This is a genomic window from Saccharothrix sp. NRRL B-16314 (assembly GCF_000716595.1).
In the GTDB taxonomy this organism is placed as follows: Bacteria; Actinomycetota; Actinomycetes; order Mycobacteriales; family Pseudonocardiaceae; genus Actinosynnema.
This window is the reverse complement of record NZ_JNXC01000004.1, coordinates 126237-148173: the sequence shown is the minus strand read 5'-3', so window position 1 is coordinate 148173 and position 21937 is coordinate 126237. Positions and strand designations below refer to the sequence as shown.

At 72.2% G+C, this 21937-nt stretch carries 26 protein-coding genes and 1 riboswitch; of the genes, 14 read left to right on the top strand and 12 right to left on the bottom strand.

Translation table 11 applies throughout. The features are described from left to right. The first annotated feature begins 143 nt into the window (after window positions 1-143). Both OQ02_RS10540 and OQ02_RS10535 read left to right on the top strand, forming a co-directional pair. Complete coding sequence (locus tag OQ02_RS10540; RefSeq protein WP_442973603.1) at window positions 144-1001, top strand: patatin-like phospholipase family protein; 858 nt, start codon at window positions 144-146, stop codon at window positions 999-1001. Between the two features lie 5 nt (window positions 1002-1006). Further along, window positions 1007-1891, top strand: coding sequence for an alpha/beta fold hydrolase (locus tag OQ02_RS10535; protein ID WP_051772132.1), 885 nt, complete (start codon window positions 1007-1009; stop codon window positions 1889-1891). Here OQ02_RS10535 and OQ02_RS10530 read toward each other — a convergent pair. Both OQ02_RS10530 and OQ02_RS10525 read right to left on the bottom strand, forming a co-directional pair. Then, on the bottom strand, window positions 1872-2060 hold the full coding sequence (locus tag OQ02_RS10530) for a DUF397 domain-containing protein (RefSeq protein WP_033438147.1): 189 nt from the start codon (window positions 2058-2060) through the stop codon (window positions 1872-1874). The two genes, OQ02_RS10535 and OQ02_RS10530, sit on opposite strands and share 20 nt — an antisense overlap. Then, window positions 2057-2920: a helix-turn-helix domain-containing protein gene (locus tag OQ02_RS10525; RefSeq protein ID WP_033438146.1), complete on the bottom strand. Its 864-nt coding sequence runs from the start codon at window positions 2918-2920 to the stop codon at window positions 2057-2059. Before OQ02_RS10525 ends, OQ02_RS10530 begins: the two co-directional genes overlap by 4 nt. A gap of 89 nt (window positions 2921-3009) precedes the next feature. On the opposite strand from OQ02_RS10525, the gene OQ02_RS10520 reads away from it, so the two are divergent. Further along, window positions 3010-3255, top strand: coding sequence for a hypothetical protein (locus OQ02_RS10520; RefSeq protein WP_033438145.1), 246 nt, complete (start codon window positions 3010-3012; stop codon window positions 3253-3255). On the opposite strand, the gene OQ02_RS10515 is transcribed toward OQ02_RS10520, so the two are convergent. Further along, complete coding sequence (locus OQ02_RS10515; RefSeq protein WP_033438144.1) at window positions 3242-4624, bottom strand: WS/DGAT/MGAT family O-acyltransferase; 1383 nt, start codon at window positions 4622-4624, stop codon at window positions 3242-3244. The genes OQ02_RS10520 and OQ02_RS10515 overlap by 14 nt on opposite strands. Window positions 4625-4814: 190 nt before the next feature. Here OQ02_RS10515 and OQ02_RS10510 point away from each other — a divergent pair, with 190 nt between their 5' ends. From OQ02_RS10510 to OQ02_RS43660, 5 genes are all read left to right on the top strand, one after another. Further along, the gene (locus OQ02_RS10510; protein WP_033438143.1) at window positions 4815-5561 is read left to right on the top strand and encodes a lipase family alpha/beta hydrolase; all 747 of its coding nucleotides are present in this window, start codon (window positions 4815-4817) and stop codon (window positions 5559-5561) included. 53 nt (window positions 5562-5614) lie between these two features. Further along, complete coding sequence (locus tag OQ02_RS40845) at window positions 5615-6832, top strand: HEAT repeat domain-containing protein (RefSeq protein WP_156076965.1); 1218 nt, start codon at window positions 5615-5617, stop codon at window positions 6830-6832. A 93-nt stretch (window positions 6833-6925) separates the two neighbouring features. Continuing rightward, the gene (locus tag OQ02_RS10500) at window positions 6926-7873 is read left to right on the top strand and encodes a hypothetical protein (protein WP_033438142.1); all 948 of its coding nucleotides are present in this window, start codon (window positions 6926-6928) and stop codon (window positions 7871-7873) included. A gap of 61 nt (window positions 7874-7934) precedes the next feature. Further along, window positions 7935-8696: an enoyl-CoA hydratase/isomerase family protein gene (locus OQ02_RS10495; RefSeq protein WP_033438141.1), complete on the top strand. Its 762-nt coding sequence runs from the start codon at window positions 7935-7937 to the stop codon at window positions 8694-8696. A gap of 27 nt (window positions 8697-8723) precedes the next feature. After that, window positions 8724-8876 carry a hypothetical protein gene (locus OQ02_RS43660; RefSeq protein ID WP_156076964.1) on the top strand — a complete coding sequence of 51 codons (153 nt, stop codon included), beginning with the start codon at window positions 8724-8726 and terminating at the stop codon, window positions 8874-8876. A gap of 6 nt (window positions 8877-8882) precedes the next feature. On the opposite strand, the gene OQ02_RS10490 is transcribed toward OQ02_RS43660, so the two are convergent. The 3 genes from OQ02_RS10490 to OQ02_RS10480 are packed head-to-tail and all read right to left on the bottom strand — an operon-like array spanning window position 8883 to window position 10443. Then, window positions 8883-9167 carry a DUF4235 domain-containing protein gene (locus OQ02_RS10490; RefSeq protein ID WP_033438140.1) on the bottom strand — a complete coding sequence of 95 codons (285 nt, stop codon included), beginning with the start codon at window positions 9165-9167 and terminating at the stop codon, window positions 8883-8885. Then, window positions 9164-9994: a DUF3618 domain-containing protein gene (locus OQ02_RS40840; RefSeq protein ID WP_051772130.1), complete on the bottom strand. Its 831-nt coding sequence runs from the start codon at window positions 9992-9994 to the stop codon at window positions 9164-9166. The genes OQ02_RS10490 and OQ02_RS40840 overlap by 4 nt, the downstream gene beginning before the upstream one ends. Further along, window positions 9991-10443 (bottom strand): phage holin family protein, encoded by a 453-nt coding sequence (locus OQ02_RS10480; protein ID WP_051772129.1) that lies wholly within the window; start codon window positions 10441-10443, stop codon window positions 9991-9993. The genes OQ02_RS40840 and OQ02_RS10480 overlap by 4 nt, the downstream gene beginning before the upstream one ends. An 85-nt stretch (window positions 10444-10528) precedes the next feature. Between OQ02_RS10480 and OQ02_RS10475 the strand changes: the two genes are divergently transcribed. Continuing rightward, window positions 10529-11458, top strand: coding sequence for a YihY/virulence factor BrkB family protein (locus tag OQ02_RS10475; RefSeq protein WP_033438138.1), 930 nt, complete (start codon window positions 10529-10531; stop codon window positions 11456-11458). A gap of 29 nt (window positions 11459-11487) precedes the next feature. On the opposite strand, the gene trxA is transcribed toward OQ02_RS10475, so the two are convergent. Continuing rightward, on the bottom strand, window positions 11488-11862 hold the full coding sequence (gene trxA / locus OQ02_RS10470) for a thioredoxin (RefSeq protein WP_033438137.1): 375 nt from the start codon (window positions 11860-11862) through the stop codon (window positions 11488-11490). A gap of 138 nt (window positions 11863-12000) precedes the next feature. On the opposite strand from trxA, the gene OQ02_RS10465 reads away from it, so the two are divergent. Beyond that, window positions 12001-13347, top strand: a complete 1347-nt coding sequence (locus OQ02_RS10465) for an aminotransferase class V-fold PLP-dependent enzyme (protein ID WP_033438136.1) — start codon at window positions 12001-12003, stop codon at window positions 13345-13347. A 17-nt stretch (window positions 13348-13364) separates the two neighbouring features. On the opposite strand, the gene srmL is transcribed toward OQ02_RS10465, so the two are convergent. Further along, window positions 13365-14408, bottom strand: a complete 1044-nt coding sequence (gene srmL / locus OQ02_RS10460) for a PheS-related mystery ligase SrmL (RefSeq protein ID WP_033438135.1) — start codon at window positions 14406-14408, stop codon at window positions 13365-13367. A 183-nt stretch (window positions 14409-14591) separates the two neighbouring features. Here srmL and OQ02_RS10455 point away from each other — a divergent pair, with 183 nt between their 5' ends. Genes OQ02_RS10455 through cobM form a run of 3 tightly spaced genes read left to right on the top strand, consistent with a single transcriptional unit; the run spans window position 14592 to window position 16871 of the window. Next, window positions 14592-14978 carry a pyridoxamine 5'-phosphate oxidase family protein gene (locus OQ02_RS10455; protein WP_033438134.1) on the top strand — a complete coding sequence of 129 codons (387 nt, stop codon included), beginning with the start codon at window positions 14592-14594 and terminating at the stop codon, window positions 14976-14978. A 4-nt stretch (window positions 14979-14982) separates the two neighbouring features. After that, entirely contained in the window at window positions 14983-16131 is a 1149-nt protein-coding gene (locus OQ02_RS10450; protein WP_033438133.1) for a bifunctional cobalt-precorrin-7 (C(5))-methyltransferase/cobalt-precorrin-6B (C(15))-methyltransferase, read from the top strand. Then, a complete protein-coding gene (gene cobM / locus OQ02_RS10445) occupies window positions 16128-16871 on the top strand; it encodes a precorrin-4 C(11)-methyltransferase (protein WP_033438132.1) in 744 nt (247 codons plus the stop codon). The genes OQ02_RS10450 and cobM overlap by 4 nt, the downstream gene beginning before the upstream one ends. 65 nt (window positions 16872-16936) lie before the next feature. Here cobM and OQ02_RS10440 read toward each other — a convergent pair whose 3' ends face one another. Beyond that, window positions 16937-18010, bottom strand: a complete 1074-nt coding sequence (locus OQ02_RS10440; RefSeq protein ID WP_081915510.1) for a cobalt-precorrin-5B (C(1))-methyltransferase — start codon at window positions 18008-18010, stop codon at window positions 16937-16939. Window positions 18011-18030: 20 nt separating this feature from the next. Between OQ02_RS10440 and OQ02_RS10435 the strand changes: the two genes are divergently transcribed. Further along, the gene (locus tag OQ02_RS10435; RefSeq protein WP_033438130.1) at window positions 18031-18738 is read left to right on the top strand and encodes a cobalt-precorrin-6A reductase; all 708 of its coding nucleotides are present in this window, start codon (window positions 18031-18033) and stop codon (window positions 18736-18738) included. Here OQ02_RS10435 and OQ02_RS10430 read toward each other — a convergent pair. The 3 genes from OQ02_RS10430 to OQ02_RS10420 are packed head-to-tail and all read right to left on the bottom strand — an operon-like array spanning window position 18713 to window position 21800. Next, window positions 18713-20170: a precorrin-2 C(20)-methyltransferase gene (locus OQ02_RS10430; protein ID WP_033438129.1), complete on the bottom strand. Its 1458-nt coding sequence runs from the start codon at window positions 20168-20170 to the stop codon at window positions 18713-18715. The genes OQ02_RS10435 and OQ02_RS10430 overlap by 26 nt on opposite strands. Then, window positions 20167-20793: a precorrin-8X methylmutase gene (locus OQ02_RS10425; protein ID WP_033438128.1), complete on the bottom strand. Its 627-nt coding sequence runs from the start codon at window positions 20791-20793 to the stop codon at window positions 20167-20169. Before OQ02_RS10425 ends, OQ02_RS10430 begins: the two co-directional genes overlap by 4 nt. Continuing rightward, window positions 20790-21800 carry a hypothetical protein gene (locus OQ02_RS10420; RefSeq protein ID WP_033438127.1) on the bottom strand — a complete coding sequence of 337 codons (1011 nt, stop codon included), beginning with the start codon at window positions 21798-21800 and terminating at the stop codon, window positions 20790-20792. The genes OQ02_RS10425 and OQ02_RS10420 overlap by 4 nt, the downstream gene beginning before the upstream one ends. 52 nt (window positions 21801-21852) lie before the next feature. Further along, window positions 21853-21922, top strand: a riboswitch (cobalamin riboswitch). The last annotated feature ends 15 nt before the right edge of the window (window positions 21923-21937 follow it).

The following is a 21937-nucleotide window of genomic DNA, read 5'->3' as shown; positions in this document are numbered from 1 at the left end:
GGCATGGCGTTCGACCCCGGCAGACGGCGTGGCCAAGGTGATGAACACCGCCGGACTGCCTGTGGAGGCCGGCACGTGGAGCCCGCGTGTGAAGCGGCCCGCATGGGTGCGGTGGGCGCTGCGGTGAGACGATCCGGGCCGTGGTGGACCTCCCCGGACCGGTCGGATTCGTGCTCGGCGGTGGCGGCAGCCTCGGCGCGGGCCAGGTCGGGATGCTGCGCGCGCTGGCCGAGTGCGGTGTCGCGCCGGACCTCGTCGTCGGCACGTCGGTCGGCTCGGTCAACGGCTCGCTGCTCGCGCTCGACCCGGCCGGTGCCTTCGAACGCCTCGCCGCGATCTGGCGGCACATGACGAGGGCCCGCGTCTTCCCCGGCGGCCTCCTCGCCCAGGCCCGGACGTTGCGGCAGCACAAGACGCACTTGTTCCCCAACACCGGCCTGGCCGAGGTGCTGGGCTTCGGCCTGGGCGGCGTGCGGGACTTCGCCGAGCTGGCCCTGCCGTTCGGCGCCGTCGCGGTGGACTCGGTGACCGGCGCCGCCATCACGCTGACCTCGGGTGACGTGGTCTCGGCGGTGCTCGCCAGCAGCGCCATCCCGGGCATCTACCCGGCCGTCCGGCGCGACGGGCACGTGCTCTACGACGGCGGTGTGCTGGCGAACGTGCCCATCCGCCAGGCGCTCGCCATGGGGGCGAAGTCGCTGGTCGTGCTGGACTGCGCGTTCCCCGGCCACCTGCCGACCGTGCCGGAGACCCTCGCCGAGACGCTGCTGTTCTGGGCGACCCTGAGCACCCGCAACCAGGCCGTGCTGGAAGCCGAACTGGCATCGGCCGCCGTGCCGGTCGTCTACCTGCCCGGACCGCCCGTCCAACCGGTCACCCCGCTCGACTTCGGGCACACCGCCGAGCTGATCGCCGCGTCCTACGACGCCTCGGCCGCGTTCCTCGCCCGGGTCGAGATCGAGGGGCCGGGCTTGTACGGTCACCCGTCCGGGACATACTGACCGGTATGACCACACTCGACCACTGGGGCGGTACGAGCCGCTACGCCGACCTGGACGGACCGGTCCACTACGTCGACTTCGGCGGTGACGGGCCGCCGGTGGTGCTCGTGCACGGGCTCGGCGGGTCGCACCTCAACTGGTGCCTGCTCGCGCCGCACCTGGTCGACCGCCACCGCGTGCTGGCCGTCGACCTGGCCGGGTTCGGCCTCACCCACCCCGAGGGCCGCTCCACGACCGTGCCCGCGAACGCCCGGCTGCTCGAGCGGTTCCTCGCCGAGGTCGTGGGCGAGCCGGTGGTGCTGGTCGGCAACTCGATGGGCGGGATGATCTCCATCCTGCACGCCGCCCGCAGGCCGGAGACCGTCACCGCGCTGGCGCTGCTCGACCCGGCCCTGCCGCTGCCGCTGGGCGTGCGCCCGGACCCGCAGGTCGCGGCGGCGTTCGCGATGTACTCGGTGCCGGGGCTGGGAGCGTGGTTCCTGGCGAAGTCGCGTGCGGGGGTGTCGACGCGCCGGCAGGTCAAGCGGGTGCTGAACCTGGTGTGCGCCAACGCGAAGACGGTGCCCGAAGAGGTGATCCTCGCGTCGATGTCACTGATCGAGCAGCGCGCCGAGGTGCCGGGCCTGGACGAGGCGTTCCTGACGGCGGCGCGGTCCGTGGTGTGGTCGGGCGCGACCAGCCGGCGGTACTACACGGCGATGAGCAGGGTGCGGGTGCCGGTCTACCTGATGGCCGGGGAGAAGGACCGACTGGTGCCGCTGGCATCGGCCCGCGAAGCCGCCCGCCGCAACCCGTCGTGGCGGTTCGAGGTCCTGGACGGCATCGGCCACGTGCCGCAGGTGGAGGTGCCGGAACTGGTGGCCGCGCGGATCAAGGACTGGCTCGCCTGACCAGGAACTGCGTCCAGGCACCACGTGGGAACGACAGCACCGGCCCGGTGGGGTTCTTCGAGTCGCGCACGTCGGTCGTGCCGGGGACGAACCGGACCTCGACGCAGGCCGGGTTGTCCGCGCTGCGGCTCGACTTGAACCAACCACCGTGGTCGATGCGGTCCCTCACTCGAGCTCCTTGCCGATCTGCTGGATCACATCAAGCGATTCGGCCCGGCCGAGGGCGTAACCCAGGGCCTGGTCGTGGGCCAAAGTGTACTCGCGCATCCGCATGGGTTGATCGATCAGATCCGTGGACGTGATCGTCTCCTGCCACACCAGTTCCGGGAGTCGGTTGCTGGTGAAGCCGAAGATGTAGAAGCTCGATCCGCCAAGGGCGTTGTAGTAGTCGGTGGAGAAGGGCAGGATTCGCAGGTCCAGGGTCTCCGGCAGTTCCTCGATCCGGTTCGCCAGGTGCCGCAGTTGCCCGGCCATCACCTCGCGTCCGCCGATCTGTTGCCGCAGCGCGGATTCGGTGATGAGCGCGGTGAGCCGGAGCGGGGCATCGGCGTCGTCGAGACGCTGCTGCCGCTTCATGCGCGCCTCGACCCGGCGGTTGGCCTCGGCCAGACGGATGCTCGGCCCACCTCCGTGCATGACCGCCAACGCGTACTCCTCGGTCTGGAGCAGGCCGCTGATCAGTCCGGCGTTGTACGCGCGGATGGACTCGGCTCCGTGCTCGAAGCCGATGTACCGCAACATGTCCGCGCTGAACATGGCCGAGTAGGGGCTCCACCAGGCGCGTTCGGCGGCTGCCGCGCGGAGTTCCTGCAGTTCCTCCACTTCCGCCGCGTCGAAGTCCAGCACGGCGGCGAGTTCGGCCAGCTTGCTCGCGTTGATCTTGAGTTTGCCGCTCTCCACGCCGGAGACGTACGACTGGCTGGTGTCGATGGCCTTCCCCGCCGACGCGGCGGTGACGTCCATCAGCTCGCGGCGCTCCCGCAAGCGGAGACCGAGCTCCCAGGCCGCTACCGACGGTGACTTCGTCATGATCCCTCACTCGATCGTGTTGTGCCACTTGCTAATATCAGCAATCGTCGGCACGATCGTAGCAGAAGCGGAGAGCGGGGAGGCTGACGATGGGGCGGGCCCAGGTGCACCTGTGGGCGCAGGTTCCGGGTGATGTGTGGATCAACTACGAGGTCGAGCCGGGAGGGGGCGCGGTGGTGTTCAAGATCGGTCAGGACGTGGAGCTGTACGCCGATCCGCGTGCGTTGGCCAAGATCGGCGAGGTGGCGGCGGAGGCGGTCGCGACGGCGGGTGCCGTGGCGGCCAGGGCAGCTGCCGACCGGGTCGGCTCGCGGTCGGAGGTCAGGTCGCGGTGACGAGTTCGTCGAAGCCCGCGCGGATGCCGTCGGCGAGCACCTGGACGTCCGGCACGCTGTCGAAGTCCGCGTTGATGCCGAAGGTGATCTGGTCGAGGTAGGAGAAGATGCCGACGCTGACCCGCATGTTCCCCGAGATCGGGACGTACGGGTAGGTCTCCGTCAGTCGCCTGCCCAGCAGGAAGAGGGGGATGCGCGGACCGGGGACGTTGGTGGTGATCGTCTGCAAGAGCTGTTGCGGCAGGCGCATGGCGGTGCGCGAACCCAGTTCCAGCAGGGCGGGCGCGGCGAAGTTCGCCAGGCCGGCGAGCACGTCCGCGCCGGTGGCCTGGCCGCTGCGCTTCAAGTCGTCCATCTGCTCGCGGATCGACGCGAGGCGGGCCAGTGGGTCGGGTTCGCTGACGGGCAGGTTCACCAGCACCGCGCCGAACCTGTTGTTCAGCACGCCCCGTTCGGCGGACGAGCGCGTCGACACCGGCACCATGCTGCGCACCACCTGGCCGTCGGCCAACTCGTCGCGCTTGGCGAGCAGGTCGCGGAACCCCCGGGTGACGGCGGCGAGGATGACGTCGTTCACCGTGCCGCCGGTGACCGTGCGGACGGTCTTGATCTCGGAGAGGTTCGCCTTGGCCCACAGCCACCGCCGGTGTGGACCGATCGGGCCGTTCAGCGTCTTCGGGGTGGTGGTGACGAGTCGGCGGGCGGTCGTCGGCAGGCTGTCCAGCACGGACCGGCCGATGTCCAGCACCTCCGAGCCGCTGCGCAGCCGCCGCGCCAACGCCGGGAACCTGGCCAGCTGCTTGACCGGCGTCGACACCGCGTCCCGCACACCCTCCAGGACCAGGTCCACCGTCGATGGTGTCGGCTCCGGCTGCCACTCCACCGGTTCGGGCAGCGGCGTGTCCGCGCGCCGGTCCAGCAGCACCTGCATCAGGTCGCTGCCCGCGATGCCGTCGATCAGGCAGTGGTGGACCTTGCAGATGATCGCCCACCGGCCGCCCTCCAGGCCTTCGACCAGCCACACCTCCCACAGCGGTTTCGTCATGTCGAGGCCCTGCGCGAAGAGGCGTCCGGCGAGGTTGCGGAGCTGGTCGTCCGCGCCGGGGGAGGGGACCGCCGTGTGCCGGACGTGGTAGAGGATCTGGAAGTGCTCGTCGTCCACCCACACCGGCCAGCCGAGGTGCAGCGGGAGCGCCTTCACCCGCTGCCGGTAACGCGGCACGGTGCCGAGCTTGGCCGCGAACAGGCGCACGACGTCGCCGTACGACGGGGCCGGCCCGTCGAAGACCAGGACCGAACCGACGTGCATGGGCACGTTCTCGTCCTCGACGTAGAAGAAGCCCGCGTCCATGGCGCTCATCCGGTCCATGTGGCTGACGGTAGCGCCAGGAATCGAGACTCGTCGGTACTGGCGCAAACCGGCGCGGCGAAACATCATGGTTACTCGGGGATCGCTCGACGCGGAGCGGGGGGAAGCCATGTCGGCATCGAATGTGGTTCCGGCGTCAGGGTCAGCGTCAGCGCCGGCGTCAACGTCGGCAGCAGCAGCGGCGTCAACGTTGGCAGCGGCGCCGAGCCTGCTCTGGTACCTCACCGAGCCGACCCGCGCGGCGGTGGACATCGGCCAGTACGCCGCGACCCGCTCGGTCCTGCGCGCCGCGCCGAGCGGCGACGGCCACACCGTGCTCGTGCTGCCGGGGCTGGGCGCGAACGACGGTTCGACCGGCACGCTGCGCAAGTTCCTCACCGGTTTGGGCTACGACGTGCGCGGCTGGGGCCTCGGCTGGAACATCGGGCCGTCGGTCGAGGTGGTGCGCGGGATGCGCGAGCTGCTGCGGGAACTCGCGGTCGGCGGCAAGGTGAGCATCGTCGGCTGGTCGCTCGGCGGCATCTTCGCCCGTGAACTGGCCCGCGACCACCCCGGCGCGGTCCGCCAGGTGATCACGCTGGGCAGCCCGTACGCGATGACCGACCTGCGGCAGACCAGGGTCAACCCGGTGTACCGGCTGCTGGCCCGGTTCTACGTGTCGGGCGCGGACATGCCGCCGCCCGAGCACACCAGGCCGCGGTTCCCGGTGCCGTCGACGTCGGTGTACTCGAAGTCGGACGGGATCGTGGCATGGCAGGCGTGCGTCTCGACGCCGGGGGCGCGGCGGGAGAACGTCGGGGTCGCGTGCAGCCACCTCGGGTACGGCTACAACGCCTCCGTGCTGTGGGTGATCGCCGACCGGCTGGCGCAGCGCCCGAACCGCTGGCACCCGTTCACCCCACCGCCCGGCATGGTCCGGATGTTCCCGGAGCCCTGACCCCGGTGCGTATATGGCCGGCCGCGAACGCCGGTCGGTCTTAGGGTGCGGGGGTGTGGGATCAGCTTGAGCACGCCTACGGGCCCGCGACCGATGTGCCCGTCCTCTTGGCCCAGGTGCGCGACCCGGTGCTCGCGCCGGCCGCGATCGGCGAGTTGAACGCCAACGTCTACCACGACGGTGACGCCGTCCACTCCGCCGCGCCCGCCCTCCTGCCGGCCCTCCTCGACCTGGCCGAGGACCCGACCGTCAGCGTCCGTCCGGCCGTCGTGGAGACCGTGGGCGACCTCGCGCATGCCGCCCGCACCGCCGAACCGGACGCCGTGGACGAGGCCTGGCCCGACGCGTGGACGGCGGCCGTGCCGCGCCTGCTGGGGCTCTTGGCCGACCCGGACGTCGAGGTCCGGCGAGTGGTGACCTTCCCGCTGGCCCAGGCCGTCGGGCACCGGGTCTGGCCGAGCCTGCGCGATCGCTTCGACGTCGAACCCGATCAGGCGGCCCGCCTCGGCCTGGTCGTAGCCACCGGCCACCACGCCGACCCCGCCGCGCTCGACTGGCTCACCGGGCTCCTCCCCGACCCGACGGTCGGGCTCGCGGCGGCGGTGGGGTTGCGGCGGCTCGGCGTCGCGCCGGACGTCCGGTCCCTGCTCGACGGCTTCACCGACGTGGAGGTGTGGGCGGACACGTGGTGCGTCGGCAATCCTCGGCCGTCGGCCGTCGTGTGGTGGCTGAACCGGGAACTCGGTGACGACCGCGCCACCCGGCGGACCCTGGTGGCCCGGCTGCTCGATCACCCGAACGCGGACATCCGGGCGGGCGCGCTGTGGTCGTCCGCCCAGCTGCTCGACGACGAGCTGCTGCCGCTGATCGCCGACCGCCTGCCGGACGACGAGCCGGAGAACCGCCGCCTGGCCGCGCACCTGCTCGCGTCCGCCCGAGCCCCGTTCGCCGACGACCTGGCCCTCGCCGCCCGGGACGTCTACCTGCCCGCCGCCGACGCCGCCCTGTCCGCGCTCGCCCTGCTCGGTGACGAACGAGCCGTGGAACCGTTGCGGCAACGCCTGTCCGGCCCACGCCTGGGCCTGCCCGTGCAGCCGCCGCGCCGCCCGTGGTCGCCCACGCCGTTGGAGGAAGTCTTCATCGCCATGCGGGACCACGCCGACGCCCTGCTCCCCGCCGTGCGGGCCCGGCTCGGCCACGCGAGCGCCGACCAGGCGGAGAGTGCGGCATTCCGCAGGGTTCTCCAGGCCTGGCAGGCACCCGCCGAATGATCACCTGATTCACCCCTTGGGTCGACCTCGGCTTCACCCCAGGGTTCAGCGCGGCCCGTTGGCTCCGACGGGCAACCCTGACGGAGGTGGAGCTTGTCCCCTGCACGCCTTGCCCCTGCCCGCAAGATCGCCGCGTCCCTGCTCGCGGCCGTCGCGCTCTCGACGGTCGCCACGACTCCCGCGCACGCGGCGACCGACGCCGAACTGGCCTTCCACTGGGCCCCGGTGCACTACCAGGACACCGACTCGTCCGACTACGACGCCGACTACCTGTCCACTGTGGACTTCGACGGCGAGTGGAACACGCTCGACAACTGGGAGGCGCAGGACGACTCGCTCGCCCGCCTCACCGGCGCCGCCTACTACTCGGTGGTGGAGACCTCGACGCACTGGTTCGTGGTCTACAGCTTCTACCACCCGCGCGACTGGGAGGACTTCTCCGACCCGTTCGGGCAGTTCACCCACGAGAACGACATGGAGGGCATGCTGGCGACGATCCGCAAGGACGGCTCGACGTTCGGCCGGCTCGAAGCCGTGGTGACGGTGGCGCACAGCGACTTCTACTCGTACGTCCCGGCGGGCAGCACGTTCACCGCCGGTCGGGAGAACCTCGACGGCACGCTGCGGCTCCAGGGCAGCCGGCCGACCACGCGCCAGGAAGCCAAGGGCCACGGCCTGTACGCGTGGGACGGCGCGGAGTTCCCGGGCGGCGACGGCGTGGTGTACGTGCCGAGCGCTACCGGAGAGGTGCCGTCGAGCGGCAACGACCGGTCGGTCGGCTACCGGCTCGTGGACACCTTCGCCGCCGGTGGCCTGTGGGCGCAGCGCAACAGCTCCACGACGTTCGCGAGCTGGGGCACGTTCCGCGGTGACAACGGCAAGGACAACGCCGCGAACAGCGCCTGGGGCTGGGACGACGGCAACGACGGCAGCGACGTCCAGCGCGGGCTGCTCGCCACCGACCCGGCCTACCTGGTCTCGGTCTACTTCGCCAACAAGGGCTCGTTCAGCCTGACCTACACGCGCAACGCCTACCGGTAGGCGCTCGCAGGGTGAGGGCGGTCACCACCTGTGGTGGCCGCCCAAGCTTTACCCTCCGGTAATGACGCTGAGGCTCGACACCGCGGGACCGGTGGCGACGTTGACGATCGACCGCCCCGCCAAGCGCAACGCCATGAGCTACGAGATGTGGTCCGCGCTGCCCGGGTTGCTGGCCTGGGTGCAGGACGACGACGCGGTGCGCGTGCTGGTCGTCCGCGGCGGGGAGCACTTCTCGGCGGGCGCGGACATCAGCGAGTTCGCCACCCTCCGCAAGGGCGCGGACGGCGCGGCCCGGTACGGCAAGGCCGTGCACGACGGCGAACGCGCCATCGCCACCCTCGGCAAGCCCACCATCGCCGCCATCACCGGGTTCTGCATCGGCGGCGGCTGCGAGATCGCGCTGGCCTGCGACATGCGGGTGGCGGCGGCGGACGCCCGGTTGGGCATCACGCCCGCCAAGCTCGGCATCGTCTACACCTTCACGTCCACCAAGCAGCTGGTCGACGTGGTCGGGCCGGCGTGGGCGAAGCAGATCCTGTTCAGCGGTGAGATCGTGGACGCGGCCACCGCGCTGCGGATCGGCCTGGTCAACGAGGTGCACCCGGCGGACGAGCTGGAGGCGCGGGTCAAGCAGCTGGCCGACACGATCGCGGCCCGTGCGCAGGTCAGCGTGCGCGGCGCCAAGCAGATCGTGAACCGGATCACGAGCGGGCAGCACGAAGAGGACGACGCGGTGCGGGCGCTGTGCATCGACGCCGCCCACAGCCCCGAGTACGCGGAGGGCGTGTCCGCTTTCCTGGAGAAGCGGGCGCCCCGGTTCTAACCGCGCGTCGGCGGGTACCTCGACGGCATGACCGAACCTGAGCAGCCGACCAACCCGGACCCGCCGCACTCGCCGGGCACGCCCGAGCCGCCCGACCTCGACGTGGACCCGGAGCAGTTCCTCGACGAGGACGAGCGGCGCGGGGAGCGGGACGGTGAGCCGGACGAACCGCCGTCCTAGACGGCGTCAGTCGCCGTCGTACTTGTCGGTGTCACCCGGCCACTCGCCGGTGAGCCGGTCGTAGCCGGTGGCGCCGCCGCGGTCGATCGCGGCCTTGACCACGCCGAAGATCGCACCCTGGACGGTCGCCGCCAGCAGCACCTCGCCCCAACTGCGGTCCTTCTGGGTCGCGGTCGGCGCCTCCTTGGTGCCGGTGATCAGCTTCCACACCTGCCCGAACAACGCGCTGGCGGCGAGACCGCCGAGCACGCTGAACAGCAGTCCGAGCGGTCGGTAGAGCAGCTTGTTCATGCCGTCCGCCCCCGCCGCACCATCCGCCACACCAGCATCAGGACCGCCGCCGCGACTGCGGCAACCGCACCGGGGTGCCGCCGGGCTTGGCGCACGCCCTGCTCGACGCGCTGCTGCACGGGAGGCGGCAGCGACTCGACCGCGTGCGCGGCCTTGTGCCCGACCTGTGTTGCCAGGGCACTGGCCTTCTCCGCTGCCGCACCGGCGACGGCTCCTGCCTTGTCGACCTGCTCGCTCGCCTTGTCCGCGGCGTGGCTCGCCAGCACACCGGCCTTCTCCGCTGCCGCACCGGCGACGGCTCCTGCCTTGCCGACCTGCTCACTCGCCTTGTGCCCGACTTGGTTTGCGAGGGCACCGGCCTTCTCTGCCGCCGCACCGGCGACGGCGCCTGCCTTGTCGACCTGTTCGCTCGCTTTGTGTCCGACCTGGCTCGCGAGGGCACCGGCCTTCTCCGCTGCCGCACCCGCGACGACGCCTGCCTTGCCGACCTGCTCGCCCGCCTTGTGCCCGACTTGGCTCGCGAGGGTGCCGGCCTTCTCGGCTGCCGCGCCGGCTGCGGCTCCTGCCTTGCCGACCTGCTTGCCCGCCTTGTCCGCGACGTGGCCGGCGGCGGCAGTCGTCTTGCCCGCCGCAGCCGACACGGCCGCGTTGGCCCGGGTAGCGGTCTCCTTCACGTGTTCCACTCCCTCGTGCGTCTTGTCCTTGACGCGTCCGGGCACGTCCGCCTTGTGCACCAGCGCTTCGACGGTGTCACCCAGCTCGCGTCGGGTCTGTTCGACATCGGCGCGCAACGCGTCCGGGTCGTTGGGGACGTCCTTGTCGCTCATCGGTGTGCCCTCTCGCTCACGGTGGCGATGTCCTGCTTGACGCCCGCGATGGCCTCTTCCGGCACCACCGGGGTGCCGCGCTCGATCTGCTTCCGGCCGATCAGCGCGAGCACGCCCGCGATGACGAACACGGCCACCGCGACGATGAACGCCGCGATCCACGCCGGCATGACGGTCGCCAGCAGCAGCACGATCCCGGCGATCACCGTCATCAGGCCGAACCAGGCCAGCACCCCCGCGCCGCCGAGCAGTCCGGCGCCGGTGCCGACGCGCTTGCCCTTCGTGCGCATCTCGGCCACGGCCAACCGGATCTCGTCCCGGGCCAGCCGGGTCACCTGCTCCGAGAGCCGGCCCACCAGTTCGGCGGTGGACGGTTCCCTTCCGGCAACGCGCTCCGTCACCCGCGCCGTGACCCCGTCATCGGTGTGGGTGGTGGCGACGTGACTCATGGCCGTCTCCTCTCTCCACTTCGCCCACCGACTACCCAAAATCGCGTGGGTGTACGCACCGTGTTCGAGGGAAACCCCCTCGCCCATGACGCACGCACCGCAAGCGCCGACAGAGCTGCCCAAGCGATCGTGGTGGGGTGTGCTCAAGCGGACGGTCAAGGAGTTCGGTGACGACAACCTCACCGACTGGGCCGCCGCGCTCACCTATTACGCCGTGCTGTCGCTGTTCCCCGGCCTGCTGCTGTTGACCGCGCTGCTGGGCCTGCTCGGGCCGGACGCGACCAAGTCCGTTGTGGACAGCCTGAGCGTGCTGGGTCCGGGCGAGGCGCGTGATCTGCTGGTCGGCGCGATCCAGAACGTGCAGAGCTCCAACGCGATCGCCGGACCGCTCGCGGTCGTGGGTCTGGTCACGGCGCTGTGGTCGGCGTCGGGGTACGTGGGCGCGTTCATGCGCGCGTCGAACTCGATCTACGACGTGGAGGAGGGTCGGCCGTGGTGGAAGGTGATCCCGCTGCGGCTCGGCCTGACCGTCGGCGTCGTGATGCTGCTCGCGCTGACCGCGCTGGGCGTCACGCTCACCGGCGGCGTGGCCGAGTGGCTGGGCGGCGCGCTGGGCCTGGGCTCGACGTTCGTCACGGTGTGGGACGTCGTGAAGTGGCCGGTGCTGCTGGTGCTGGCCAGCCTGGCGATCGGCCTGCTGTTCTGGGCTTCGCCGAACGTGCGGCAGCCGTCGTGGCTGTGGATCACGCCGGGCGGTCTGCTGACCGTGCTGGTGTGGGTCGCCGCGTCACTGGGCTTCGCGTTCTACGTGTCGAACTTCGGGTCCTACAACAAGACCTACGGCTCGCTGGCCGGCGTCATCGTGTTCCTGGTGTGGCTGTGGCTCTCGAACCTGGCGCTGCTGCTCGGCGCGGAACTCGACGCGGAGCTGGAGCGGGGCAGGCGGATGGAGGCCGGACAGCCCGAGGGGCGGGACCCGGTGGCCCCGCCCCGCGACACGGCAGCGATGGACTGACGCTGTGAAGGACTGATGCTCCGGTCGGATCAGGCCTGCTGGTCGGCGGCCTGGTCGGCGACCTGCTTGCGCACGTCGTCCATGTCGACCTTGCGGGCCTGGTCGATCAGGTCTTCCAGGGCCGCCTCCGGCAGTGCGCCGGGCTGCGCGTAGAGGACGACGCCGTCGCGCACGATCATCAGGGTCGGGATCGACCGGATCTGGAACGCGGCGGCCAGCTGCTGCTCCGCCTCGGTGTCGACCTTGCCGAACACGATGTCGGTGTGCTTCTGGGCGGACTTCTCGTAGGTCGGTGCGAACTGGACGCACGGGCCGCACCAGCTCGCCCAGAAGTCGACCAGGACCATCTCGGAGCCGCCGACAACCTCGTCGAAGTTCTCCGCAGTCAGCTCCACGGTGGCCATAGGTCCTCCTTGCTGTGGACATGGGGTCGCCCCCTTGTACCCCGCGCAACGATATCCACACCCGCACAATTCCCTTCAACGAGATGTGGACGTCCTCAACACCGCGTTGTAACTTTTCGGGTGAACGTGGAGGCTCCCATGCGCATCCCGGCGTCGTACCTCGTCCAGTTCCCCGAGCCGGGCGGCTACCTGGACTTCGCCCGGTTCGGGCCGCCGTCGTTCGCGGTGGTCGACGCGTCGACCCGGCTGGTGGAGGCGTCGGCGGCGGCCGGGCCGGGCACGGTGGACGACCTGATGCGGCAGGAGCCGCGGGCCAAGGCGGCGGTCGCGCGTCTGTGCCGGACGGGTGCGGACCACGTGACGTTGCTGCCGAACACGAGCACCGGCCTGTTCCAGGTCGCGCTGGGTGTGCGCGGCGAGGTGCTGGTGTCGGCGGGTGAGTTCCCGGCGAACACCTACCCGTGGGCGCGGACGCCGGGGGTCGACGTGTCGTGGCTGCCGGCCGGTCCGGTGACGGCCGACGTCGTGCGTGCGGCGTTGACGCCCGGCACTGCGGCGGTCTCGGTGAGCGCGGTGGACTTCCGCACGGGGTACCGGGCGGACTTGGCCGCGTTGCGCGAGGTGGTCGGCGATCGGCTGCTGGTCGTGGACGGCATCCAGGGCTTCGGGGTGGTGGACGAGCCGTGGGAGGTGGCCGACGTGCTCGTGGTCGGCGGTCAGAAGTGGCTGCGGGCGGGCTGGTCGACCGGGTTCATGACCCTGTCGGACCGGGCGCTGGACCGGTTGGACCCGGTGCTGTCGGGCTGGACCGGCGCCGCGGACCCCGGCCTGTTCGACAACGCCGTGCACCCGGTGGCGGAGGGTGCGGCGGGCTGGTCGATCACCAACCTGAGCCCCATCGCGGCGGGCGCGTTGGCGACGGCGTTGGAGCTGGTCGAACTGGCCGGCGTGCGCAACATCTACGCCCGGATCGGCGCACGGCTGGACGAGTTGGCGGACGTCGTCCACGCGGCGGGCGGCGACGTGGTCTCGGCGGTGGACCGCCGCGCGGGCATCCTGGCGTTCACCCTGCCCGACCGGCCGCCGTCGGAGATCGGCGCGGCGCTGGCGCAGGCGGGCGTGACGGCGACCGTGCGGTGCGAGCACGTCCGCCTGTCACCGCACGCCTCCACCACGCCCGAGACCGTCAAGCGCTTCGCCGCCGCGTTGCGGGGCAAGACCCCGGACGTCGGACCGGTGACGTCCGGGGTTGACGAGAGCCTGCCCGGAGACGTCGACGACTTCCGACGTCTCCTGGTCGAACGCGCCGTGTCGTCCGTCGGCGTGCCCGTGGAGCTGATGAAGAAGTCCCACAAGACCCGCGTGGTGCGGCTCCTGGACGACGCGGGCCTGTTCCTCATCCGCGATTCCGTCGACCACCTGGCGGACGCGCTCGGCGTGACGCGCTACACGATCTACAACTACCTCAACGAGACCAGGGGCTGAACACCGAGGTCGACGTGCTACCTCGCCGGCACCAGGAGCCGGTCGCCCGCGTGCACGGCCGCGTAGGCGGCGTCACGGGCGGCGTTGGCCTCGTCGTCGGTGAGGGTCCTGGTCAGGTCGCGGAGGACCAGGCGCAGCAGCACGTTCTTCTGGTCCGGCCGCGCGCCGAGCCTCGCCACGGCCGCCGCCGGCAGGTCGCGCACCGGTGTCTCGCTCACCACGACGACCTCCTCCACCAGGTCGCCGATCACGGCGCGCACCGCGTCGCCGATGGTCTCGGTGTCGGCGTCCGGTTCGACCGCCACCGAGATGTCCCGGGTGATCGGCGGGTGCTTGGACACCGGCCGGTACGGCGTGAGGTCCAGCATCTGCGCGGCCACGCGCGGGTCGTCGGAGGACAGCAGCCGGATGTCCGGGACGCCCTTGCGCAGCATCAGCAGCCGGTCCAGGCCCAAGCCCAGGGCGAGGCCGTGCACGTCGTCGGGCAGCCACGCCCGGCGCAGCACGTGCCGTGCCGCCAGACCGCACTCGGCCACCTCCAGCCACTCGCCGTCCACCAGCACGTCCACCTGGCGGCCGGCCGACGTGTACGGGTGGGACGCGGGCGTGGTGCGGTAGCGCAGGCCGGGCACGGCGGCGGTGATCACGGCGTCGACCAGCTCGTCCAGGTCGGCCCGGTGGTGCGAGATCCGCCACACGTCGAGCTGGTGCGGCGTGCCCGAGTGCACCCGGTCCACGGCGTCACGGCGGTACACCATGCCGACGCACGCCAGCGTCACGTCGTCCCAGCCGTCCTCGGTGCCGAGGAGCCGCAGCGCGGGCGGCACCATCGCGGACGTGTGGCTGCGCAGCATCCGGTTCTCGCTGGTGTAGCGCGTGTAACGGGCGTCGCGCGTGATGGCGTCCGGCGGGTAGCCCAACGCGGTGTAGTTGTCGTCGATCGACACTTCGGGGTGGTCGCGCAGCACGCGCGGCTCACCCGGCAGGGCGGCGGTGACGTGGTCGACCAGGAGCTGCATGGCGTGCGGCCCGTAGGTGGGGTCGCTGAGGTCGCGAGGCATCGCGGGTGGTCCCTTCGGACGGTGGTGGACATCGGCTGGGGAGTCCCCCGAGCCGGTCCGCCACCGGGACCGCGTGAACTAGCGCACGCCGCAGGCCCCAGCGACCGGGTCTCCCGGCCGGGGGCGGCTAAATCGGCGCGTCACGTTTTCCACCCTAGCCCGCGCGTGGCGCATGATGCACGCATGTTGTCGACCAAGGGCGAGGACTTCCGCGCGTTCTGGACCGAGCGCCACCTCTGCACGCTGACCACGATCCGGCCGGACGGCACGCCGCACGTCGTGCCGGTGGGCGTCACGCTGGACGTGGACACCGCCACCGCCCGCGTGATCACCTCGCGCGGCTCGCACAAGGTCCGCCAGATCCTCGCCGCCGGCACCGCTCCCGCGGCCGTGTGCCAAGTGGACGGACGTCGCTGGTCGACGTTGGAGGGCGTGGCCGTGGTGCGGCAGGAGCCCGAGGCCGTGGAGGACGCCGTGCGCCGGTACGCCGAGCGCTACCGGCAGCCCCGGGTCAACCCGGAGCGCGTGGTGATCGAGATCGCGATCACCCGCGTGCTGGGGACGGTCTGAGCCCGTGGTCGTCACCGTGATCGGCATCGGGGCCGACGGCTGGGAGGGCCTGCCGCCCGCGTCGCGGCACGAGATCGAGGCGTGCGAGGTGCTGATGGGCAGCACCCGTCAGCTCGACCTGGTGCCCGGCGACGTCGAACGGGTGCCGTGGCCGTCGCCGCTGGTACCGGCGCTGCCCGGACTGCTGGCGCGGTACGGGGGCCGCAAGGTCGGTGTGCTGGCCAGCGGCGATCCGATGTTCCACGGCATCGGCACCACGCTGGTCCGGCTGCTGGGCGCCGATCAGGTCCGGGTCCTGCCGCACCCGTCGTCGGTGTCGTTGGCGTGCGCCCGGCTGGGGTGGGCGTTGGACGCCGTGGACGTGGTCAGCCTGGTCGGCAAGCCCGCCGCGCTGCTCGTGCCGCACCTGCACCCCGGACGGCGGGTGCTGGTGCTGGGTGGCGACCCGATCGAGGTCGCGGCTCTCGCGCCGGACGCGCGGCTGACCGTGCTGGAGCAGCTGGGCGGGCCTCGGGAGCGGGTGCACCACGCGCTGGAGGACGCCGACCCGCTGCACGTGCTGGCGGTCGAGTGCGGTGCGGGCGGTGCGTCGTTGACGCCCGGTCGGCCGGACGACCGGTACGAGCACGACGGGCAGTTGACCAAGCGGGAGGTGCGGGCGGTGACGTTGGCGCTCCTCGCGCCGCGCCCCGGTGAGCTGCTGTGGGACGTCGGGGCGGGAGCGGGCAGCATCGCGGTCGAGTGGTGCCGGACGCATCCGAGCTGCCGGGCCGTCGCGGTCGAGCAGCACCCGGAGCGCGCCGCGCGCATCACCCGCAACGCGACGACGCTGGGCGTGCCGAACGTCGAGGTCGTCGTGGGCGCGTCGCCGGGTGCGTTGGAGTTCGAAGCGCCCGACGCGGTGTTCATCGGCGGCGGGCTCACCGCCGAAGGCGTGGTCGAGCGCTGCTGGGGTGCGTTGAAACCCGGTGGTCGGCTGGTGGCCAACGCGGTCACGCTGGAGTCGGAGGCGGTGCTCACGCGGTGGCACGCCCGGCTCGGCGGTGACCTGACCAGGATCGAGGTCAGCCGGGCGACCGCGATCGGCGGCTTCACCGGCTGGCGTCCGCAGATGCCCGTCACCACGTGGATCGCAACCAAGGAGCACGCGTGACCGTCCACTTCATCGGCGCCGGGCCGGGCGCGGCCGACCTGCTGACCCTGCGGGCGGCCCGGCTCATCTCAGAGTCCCCGGTGTGCCTGTACGCGGGCGCGTTGGTGCCGGTGGAAGTCCTCGGACACTGCCCGCCGGACGTGCGCCTGGTGGACACGGCGAACCTGGACCTGGACCGGATCATCACCGAACTCGCCACCGCGCACGCCGCCGGGCAGCACGTGGCGCGGCTGCACTCGGGCGACCCGTCGGTGTTCAGCGCGATGGCCGAGCAGATGCGCCGGCTGGACGCGCTGGGCATCCCGTACGACGTGACGCCGGGCGTGCCCGCCTTCGCCGCCGCCGCCGCGTCGCTGAACCGCGAGCTGACCGTGCCGGGCGTCGGGCAGACCGTGATCCTGACCCGCACGTCGGCCCGCGCCACCCCCATGCCGCCGGGGGAGGACCTGGTGACGCTGGGCGCGTCCGGTGCCACGCTCGTGCTGCACCTGGCCGTGCAGCGGATCGGGGAGGTGGTGGCGGACCTGCTGCCGAACTACGGCGCCGACTGCCCGGTCGCGGTGGTGGCGCGCGCCAGCCGTGACGACGAGCTGGTGCTGCGCGGAACCCTCGCGGACATCGCGGACCAGGTGGGGGCCGCGGGCGTGAAGCGGACCGCGATCATCGTGGTGGGCGAGGTCCTGGCCGCCGAGGGCTTCCCGGACAGCCACCTCTACTCCACCACCCGCTGCCGGTCGTGATGGGCTCAGGTGCAGCGGGAGCAGGCACAGTGGGATCGGGCCCAGCGGGGTCAGGCGCGGCAGGGTCAGGCGCGGCCGACGATGGTGCCCGCGCGGTCGATCACGATGATGTCCACCGTGATGGGAGCGCCGCGCAGCACGTCGTCGGCGGTCGCCTTGGCGCGTTGCGCCACCAGGTCGCCCAGCGGCACGCCCGCCGCCTGGCACACGTGCAAGGCACCGAGCGCGGTGTTCGCCCCGGTCACGGCTTCGGCCAGGGCGGGGTCGTCCACCAGCGAGGCGAGGAAGCCCAGGTTCACCTGGGAACGGCCGGAGTGCAGGTCCAGGTGCCCGTCGGCCAGCTTGGACAGCTTCCCGATGCCGCCCGCGACGGTCAGCCGCGGCACGGGGTGGCGGCGCAGGTACTTCAGCACGGCGCCGGCGAAGTCGCCCATGTCCAGCAACGCGTCCTCGGGCAGCCCGTGCACCTCCGCCGCGGCCTTCTCCGACGTGCTGCCGGTGCACCCGGCGACGTGCCGGTAGCCCTGGGCCCGCGCCACGTCGATCCCGCGCCGGATGCTGTCGATCCACGCGGAGCACGAGTACGGCACCACGATCCCCGTCGTGCCGAGGATCGACAGCCCGCCCAGGATGCCCAGCCGCGGGTTCCACGTCTTGCGCGCCAACTCCTCGCCGTGCTCGACCGAGAGCGTCACCACCACGTCCCCGCTGCCACCGTGCTCGGCGGCCACCCGCGCGATGTGGTCGCGCATCATCTGCCGCGGCACGGGGTTGATCGCGGGTTCGCCGACCGGCAGCGGCAGGCCGGGCTTGGTCACCGTGCCGACGCCGGGACCGGCCTCGAAGACCACCCCGCTGCCCGGTGCGCCGTGCCTGACCGTGGAGCCGACCAGCGCGAGGTGCGTGACGTCCGGGTCGTCGCCCGCGTCCTTCACGATCGCGGCGAACGCCCGGTCGGCGCCCGACTCGTCCGGGGCGAGCGATTCGCGGGCCAGCGCGAACGACGGCGTCTGGCCCTTCGGCAGGACGATCCGCACCGGGTCGGGGAACTCGCCGGTGAGCAGCGCCGTGTACGCCGCCGTGGTGGCGGCGGTGGCGCAGGCGCCGGTGGTCCAGCCGAATCGCAGGTTCGTGCTCACGGCGTCAGGATGCAACAGCCATGAAGACCGTGCTGGTACTGGGTGGCACCGGGGAGGCCCGGGAACTCGCCGCCGCGCTCACCTCGATGAGGGTCGTCTCGTCCCTGGCCGGTCGGGTGGCCGACCCGAAGCTGCCGGAAGGCGAGGTCCGCGTCGGTGGCTTCGGCGGTGTCGAAGGGCTCGTCGCCTACCTCGAAGCCGAACACGTCGACGCCGTCGTTGACGCCACCCACCCGTTCGCCGACCGCATCACGGCGAACGCGCTGGCCGCCACCACCGCGACCGGCACGCCGTTCCTCGTCCTGCGCCGGCCCGGCTGGCCGCCCGAGGACGACTGGCAGTACGTGGACAGCGTCGCCGAGGCCGCCGCGCTCGTGGCGGGCCGCCGGGCGTTCATCACCACCGGGCGCCAGGAGCTGGGCGCGTTCACGAGCGGTGTGGCGCGCACGGTCGACCCGCCCGACCCGCCGAACCCGAACCTGACCCTCGTCCTGGACCGAGGACCGTACACAGTGGACGGCGAGATCGACCTCATGCGCGAGCACCGCGTGGAAGTCCTGGTCACCAAGGACAGCGGCGGCCCGATGACGGCGGCCAAGCTGGCCGCCGCCCGTCACCTCGGTCTCCCGGTGGTCGTCGTGCGCCGCCCACCGCCACCGCGGGCGCCGGTGGTGGAGACGGTCGCCGAGGCGCTCGACTGGCTCACCCGGGGTAGCGGCGCGGGGTGAACACCGTGCCGCGCGAGCTGACCAGGGTCTGCGAAGAGCCGATCAGCAGCAGGCATCGCATGTCCACAGTGGACGCGTCCAGGTCGGCCAGCCGCACCACCCGCACGGACTCCTCCGGCCCGCCGACGTCCCGCCCGACGACCACCGGAGTGTCGGGGGAGCGGTGCCGCAGCAGCACGTCGCGCGCCTTGTCAACCTGCCACGTCCGGCTGCGCGACGCCGGGTTGTAGATCGCCAGCACGAGGTCGGCCCTGGCGGCGGCCTCCAGCCGCTCCTCGATCACGTTCCACGGCTTGAGCCGGTCCGACAACGACACCACGCAGTAGTCGTGCCCCAACGGCGCGCCGACCCGGCTGGCCACCGCGTGCGCCGCCGTCAGCCCCGGCAGCACCTTCACCGGCACGTCCGAGAACTGCTCGTCGGTGGCCACCTCCAGCACCGCGCTCGCCATCGCGAACACGCCCGGGTCGCCCGACGACACCACCGCGACCCGCCGCCCGCGCTTGGCGAGGTCCAGCGCGAACGCCGCCCGCTCGGCCTCCACCTTGTTGTCCGACGCGTGCCGCCGCTGCCGCGGGTTCACCGGCACCCGGTTCAGGTAGGTCACGTACCCGACCAGGTCGTCGGCCGCCGCCAGCGCCCGCCGGGCCTCCGGCGTGAGCCACTCCGGCCCGGCCGGTCCGAGCCCGACCACCACGACCTCGCCCCGGGACTCCGCCCGCGCCACGGGCTTGCTCGGCAGCAACGCCAACGAGAAGTACGGCACGTCGTCGGCGTCCACTTCGGACAGTGGCGCGGTGCGCTGCGCCCCCGTCGTCGCCCGCTCCACGTACCAGGCCTCGTCCAGCCGCCCGGCCCGCGCCAACGCGTCCCGCACCTGCGGGAACGTCCGCCCCAGCTTCATGATCGCCACCGGGTCGCCGCCGGCGAGGTGCTCCGTCAACGCGTCCGCGGACAACGTCCCCGGCAGCACGGTCAACACCTCGTCCCGCTCCACCAACGGCCGCCCGATCACCGCCGCACCGGCGCTCACCGACGTCACACCGGGCACCACCTCGGCCTCGTACCGGTGCGCCAGCCGCTTGTGCAGGTGCATGTAGGAGCCGTAGAAGAACGGGTCGCCCGCGGCCAGCACGACGACCGTGCGCCCGGCGTCCAGGTGGACGGCCAGCCGCGCCGCGCACTCCTCGTAGAACGCGTCGATCTCGCCCTGGTAGTCGTCGGAGTCCTCGGTCGTGACCGGGTAGACCAGCTGCTCCTCCACCTGCCCCTCGCGCAGGTAGGGCGCGGCGATCTTGCGGGCCACGCTCCGACCGTGCCGCGCGCTGTGGAACACCACCACGTCCGCTTCACCGATCAGCCGCGCCGCCTTGACGGTCACCAGCTCCGGGTCACCCGGACCCACCCCGACCCCGTACAGCTTGCCCGTCATTCGTCCTCACTCGCGATCGCGTTGATCGCCGCCGCGGTCATGGCGCTGCCGCCACGACGCCCGCGCACGACCAGGTACTCCAACCCGAGACCGTTGTCCGCCAACGCGTCCTTCGACTCGGCCGCGCCGATGAACCCCACCGGCACGCCGAGCACGGCGGCCGGCCGGGGCGCGCCCGCCGCGATCATGTCCAGCAGGTGGAACAACGCGGTCGGCGCGTTGCCGATGGCGACCACCGCGCCGTCCAGCCGGTCCCGCCACAGCTCCAGCGCGGCGGCACTGCGCGTGTTGCCCAGCTCCGCCGCCAGCTCCGGCACCCGCGGGTCGTTCAACGTGCACACGACCTCGTTGTCGGCCGGCAGCCTCCGCCGCGTCACACCCGCCGCGACCATCTGCGCGTCGCACAGGATCGGCGCGCCCGCCAGCAGCGCGGCCCTGGCGTCCCGCACGACGTTCGGAGAGTGGCCGACGTCCGACACCAGGTCGACCATCCCGCAGGCGTGGATCATGCGCACCACCACCCGGGACACGTCGGCCGGGAACCGGGCCAGGTCGGCCTCGGCGCGGATGGTGGCGAAGGAACGGCGGTAGATCTCCGCACCGTCCCGGACGTAGTCGGTCACCTGATCTCCTCGTAGCCGTCGCCGGTCGCGACGAACTCCACCACGTCGCCCGCCGGTCGTCCGCACCGACGTGCGCAACCGGACCAGTGGACGCGACCCGCGTGCGGCGTGCCGACCCACCGGGTGGCGTCGGCCCGCACGTCGGCCAGCGACTTCGCGCACCCCGGCCGACCGGTGCACGCGCTGACCCCGTGCCAGGGCGAGTCCGGCGACGTGAACAAGCCGTTGGTATCGCTCCCAGCGGGCACCACCAGGCTCCGCCACGGCGTCAGCCGCACCGGCACACCGCCCAGCAGCCGTGCGTCCAACCGCCCCAGGGGCACACCCGCCACGACGACGGGGCCGTGCGCGCCCGGTGCGACCGGCGTCACAGCGGAATCGATCAGGGACGGGTTCGGGACGCCGCCGAGCGCCGCAGTGATCTTTCGCACACCGCCGTCCACTTCGGACAGCCGCCACGCGTCGCCGCGGATCTCCTGGAACACCCGGGCCGCGGTCACCACGGCGTCGACCGGATCGGTCACCCGGAGCCCGGAATCCCGCCCGGCCAGGAACAACGCGTCACCGACCAGCCCGACGTCACCCGCGAGGCCGCTCACCGCGCCACCCACCGTGACCAGGAACCGGCCGGGCAGCGCCGCCAGCTCCGGCACCGCGCACAACGCCGCGTCGATCGCGTCGACCAGACCCTGGTTGTCGTCCAGCGGGGCCGCGATGATGTTCCGCATCCGCTCGTGCGTCACCGAGGGCAGCAGGCCGACCTCGCGCAGCCGGGCGCCCAGCTCCAGCTCCGCCCCCGGCGGCAAGGCCCTGATCTGCACGTTCGCCCGCGAGGTGAGTTCGAGCGAGCCGTCGCCGAGTTCCAGCGCGGCGGTCCGGAGCGCGTCGAACCGGACCGCGCTCAACGTCCCGCCGGGCACCCGCACGCGCGCCAGCCCGCCGTCGGCGGCCTGATGCACGTCGACGGCTCCGGGGCAAGCATCCGGGCGAACTCGATCGGTGGACATGGGCTGGATGCTAACCGCCCTCTAAGGTGTGGTCCGAACGGCGAAGCAACAGGAGGAAGCCGGTGTGAATCCGGCGCGGTCCCGCCACTGTGACCGGGGGAAGCCCCGGGAGTCAGGAACTCCGCCCGCCGTCCCCT

Coding starts and splice junctions, on each gene's coding strand:
- OQ02_RS10535 (WP_051772132.1), top strand. CDS start 1,007: ATGACCACACTCGACCACTGGGGCGGTACGAGCCGCTACGCCGACCTG.
- OQ02_RS10525 (WP_033438146.1), bottom strand. CDS start 2,920: ATGACGAAGTCACCGTCGGTAGCGGCCTGGGAGCTCGGTCTCCGCTTG.
- OQ02_RS10520 (WP_033438145.1), top strand. CDS start 3,010: ATGGGGCGGGCCCAGGTGCACCTGTGGGCGCAGGTTCCGGGTGATGTG.
- OQ02_RS10515 (WP_033438144.1), bottom strand. CDS start 4,624: ATGGACCGGATGAGCGCCATGGACGCGGGCTTCTTCTACGTCGAGGAC.
- OQ02_RS10495 (WP_033438141.1), top strand. CDS start 7,935: ATGACGCTGAGGCTCGACACCGCGGGACCGGTGGCGACGTTGACGATC.
- OQ02_RS43660 (WP_156076964.1), top strand. CDS start 8,724: ATGACCGAACCTGAGCAGCCGACCAACCCGGACCCGCCGCACTCGCCG.
- OQ02_RS10490 (WP_033438140.1), bottom strand. CDS start 9,167: ATGAACAAGCTGCTCTACCGACCGCTCGGACTGCTGTTCAGCGTGCTC.
- OQ02_RS40840 (WP_051772130.1), bottom strand. CDS start 9,994: ATGAGCGACAAGGACGTCCCCAACGACCCGGACGCGTTGCGCGCCGAT.
- OQ02_RS10480 (WP_051772129.1), bottom strand. CDS start 10,443: ATGAGTCACGTCGCCACCACCCACACCGATGACGGGGTCACGGCGCGG.
- OQ02_RS10475 (WP_033438138.1), top strand. CDS start 10,529: ATGACGCACGCACCGCAAGCGCCGACAGAGCTGCCCAAGCGATCGTGG.
- trxA (WP_033438137.1), bottom strand. CDS start 11,862: ATGGCCACCGTGGAGCTGACTGCGGAGAACTTCGACGAGGTTGTCGGC.
- OQ02_RS10465 (WP_033438136.1), top strand. CDS start 12,001: ATGCGCATCCCGGCGTCGTACCTCGTCCAGTTCCCCGAGCCGGGCGGC.
- srmL (WP_033438135.1), bottom strand. CDS start 14,408: ATGCCTCGCGACCTCAGCGACCCCACCTACGGGCCGCACGCCATGCAG.
- OQ02_RS10455 (WP_033438134.1), top strand. CDS start 14,592: ATGTTGTCGACCAAGGGCGAGGACTTCCGCGCGTTCTGGACCGAGCGC.
- OQ02_RS10435 (WP_033438130.1), top strand. CDS start 18,031: ATGAAGACCGTGCTGGTACTGGGTGGCACCGGGGAGGCCCGGGAACTC.
- OQ02_RS10430 (WP_033438129.1), bottom strand. CDS start 20,170: ATGACGGGCAAGCTGTACGGGGTCGGGGTGGGTCCGGGTGACCCGGAG.
- OQ02_RS10420 (WP_033438127.1), bottom strand. CDS start 21,800: ATGTCCACCGATCGAGTTCGCCCGGATGCTTGCCCCGGAGCCGTCGAC.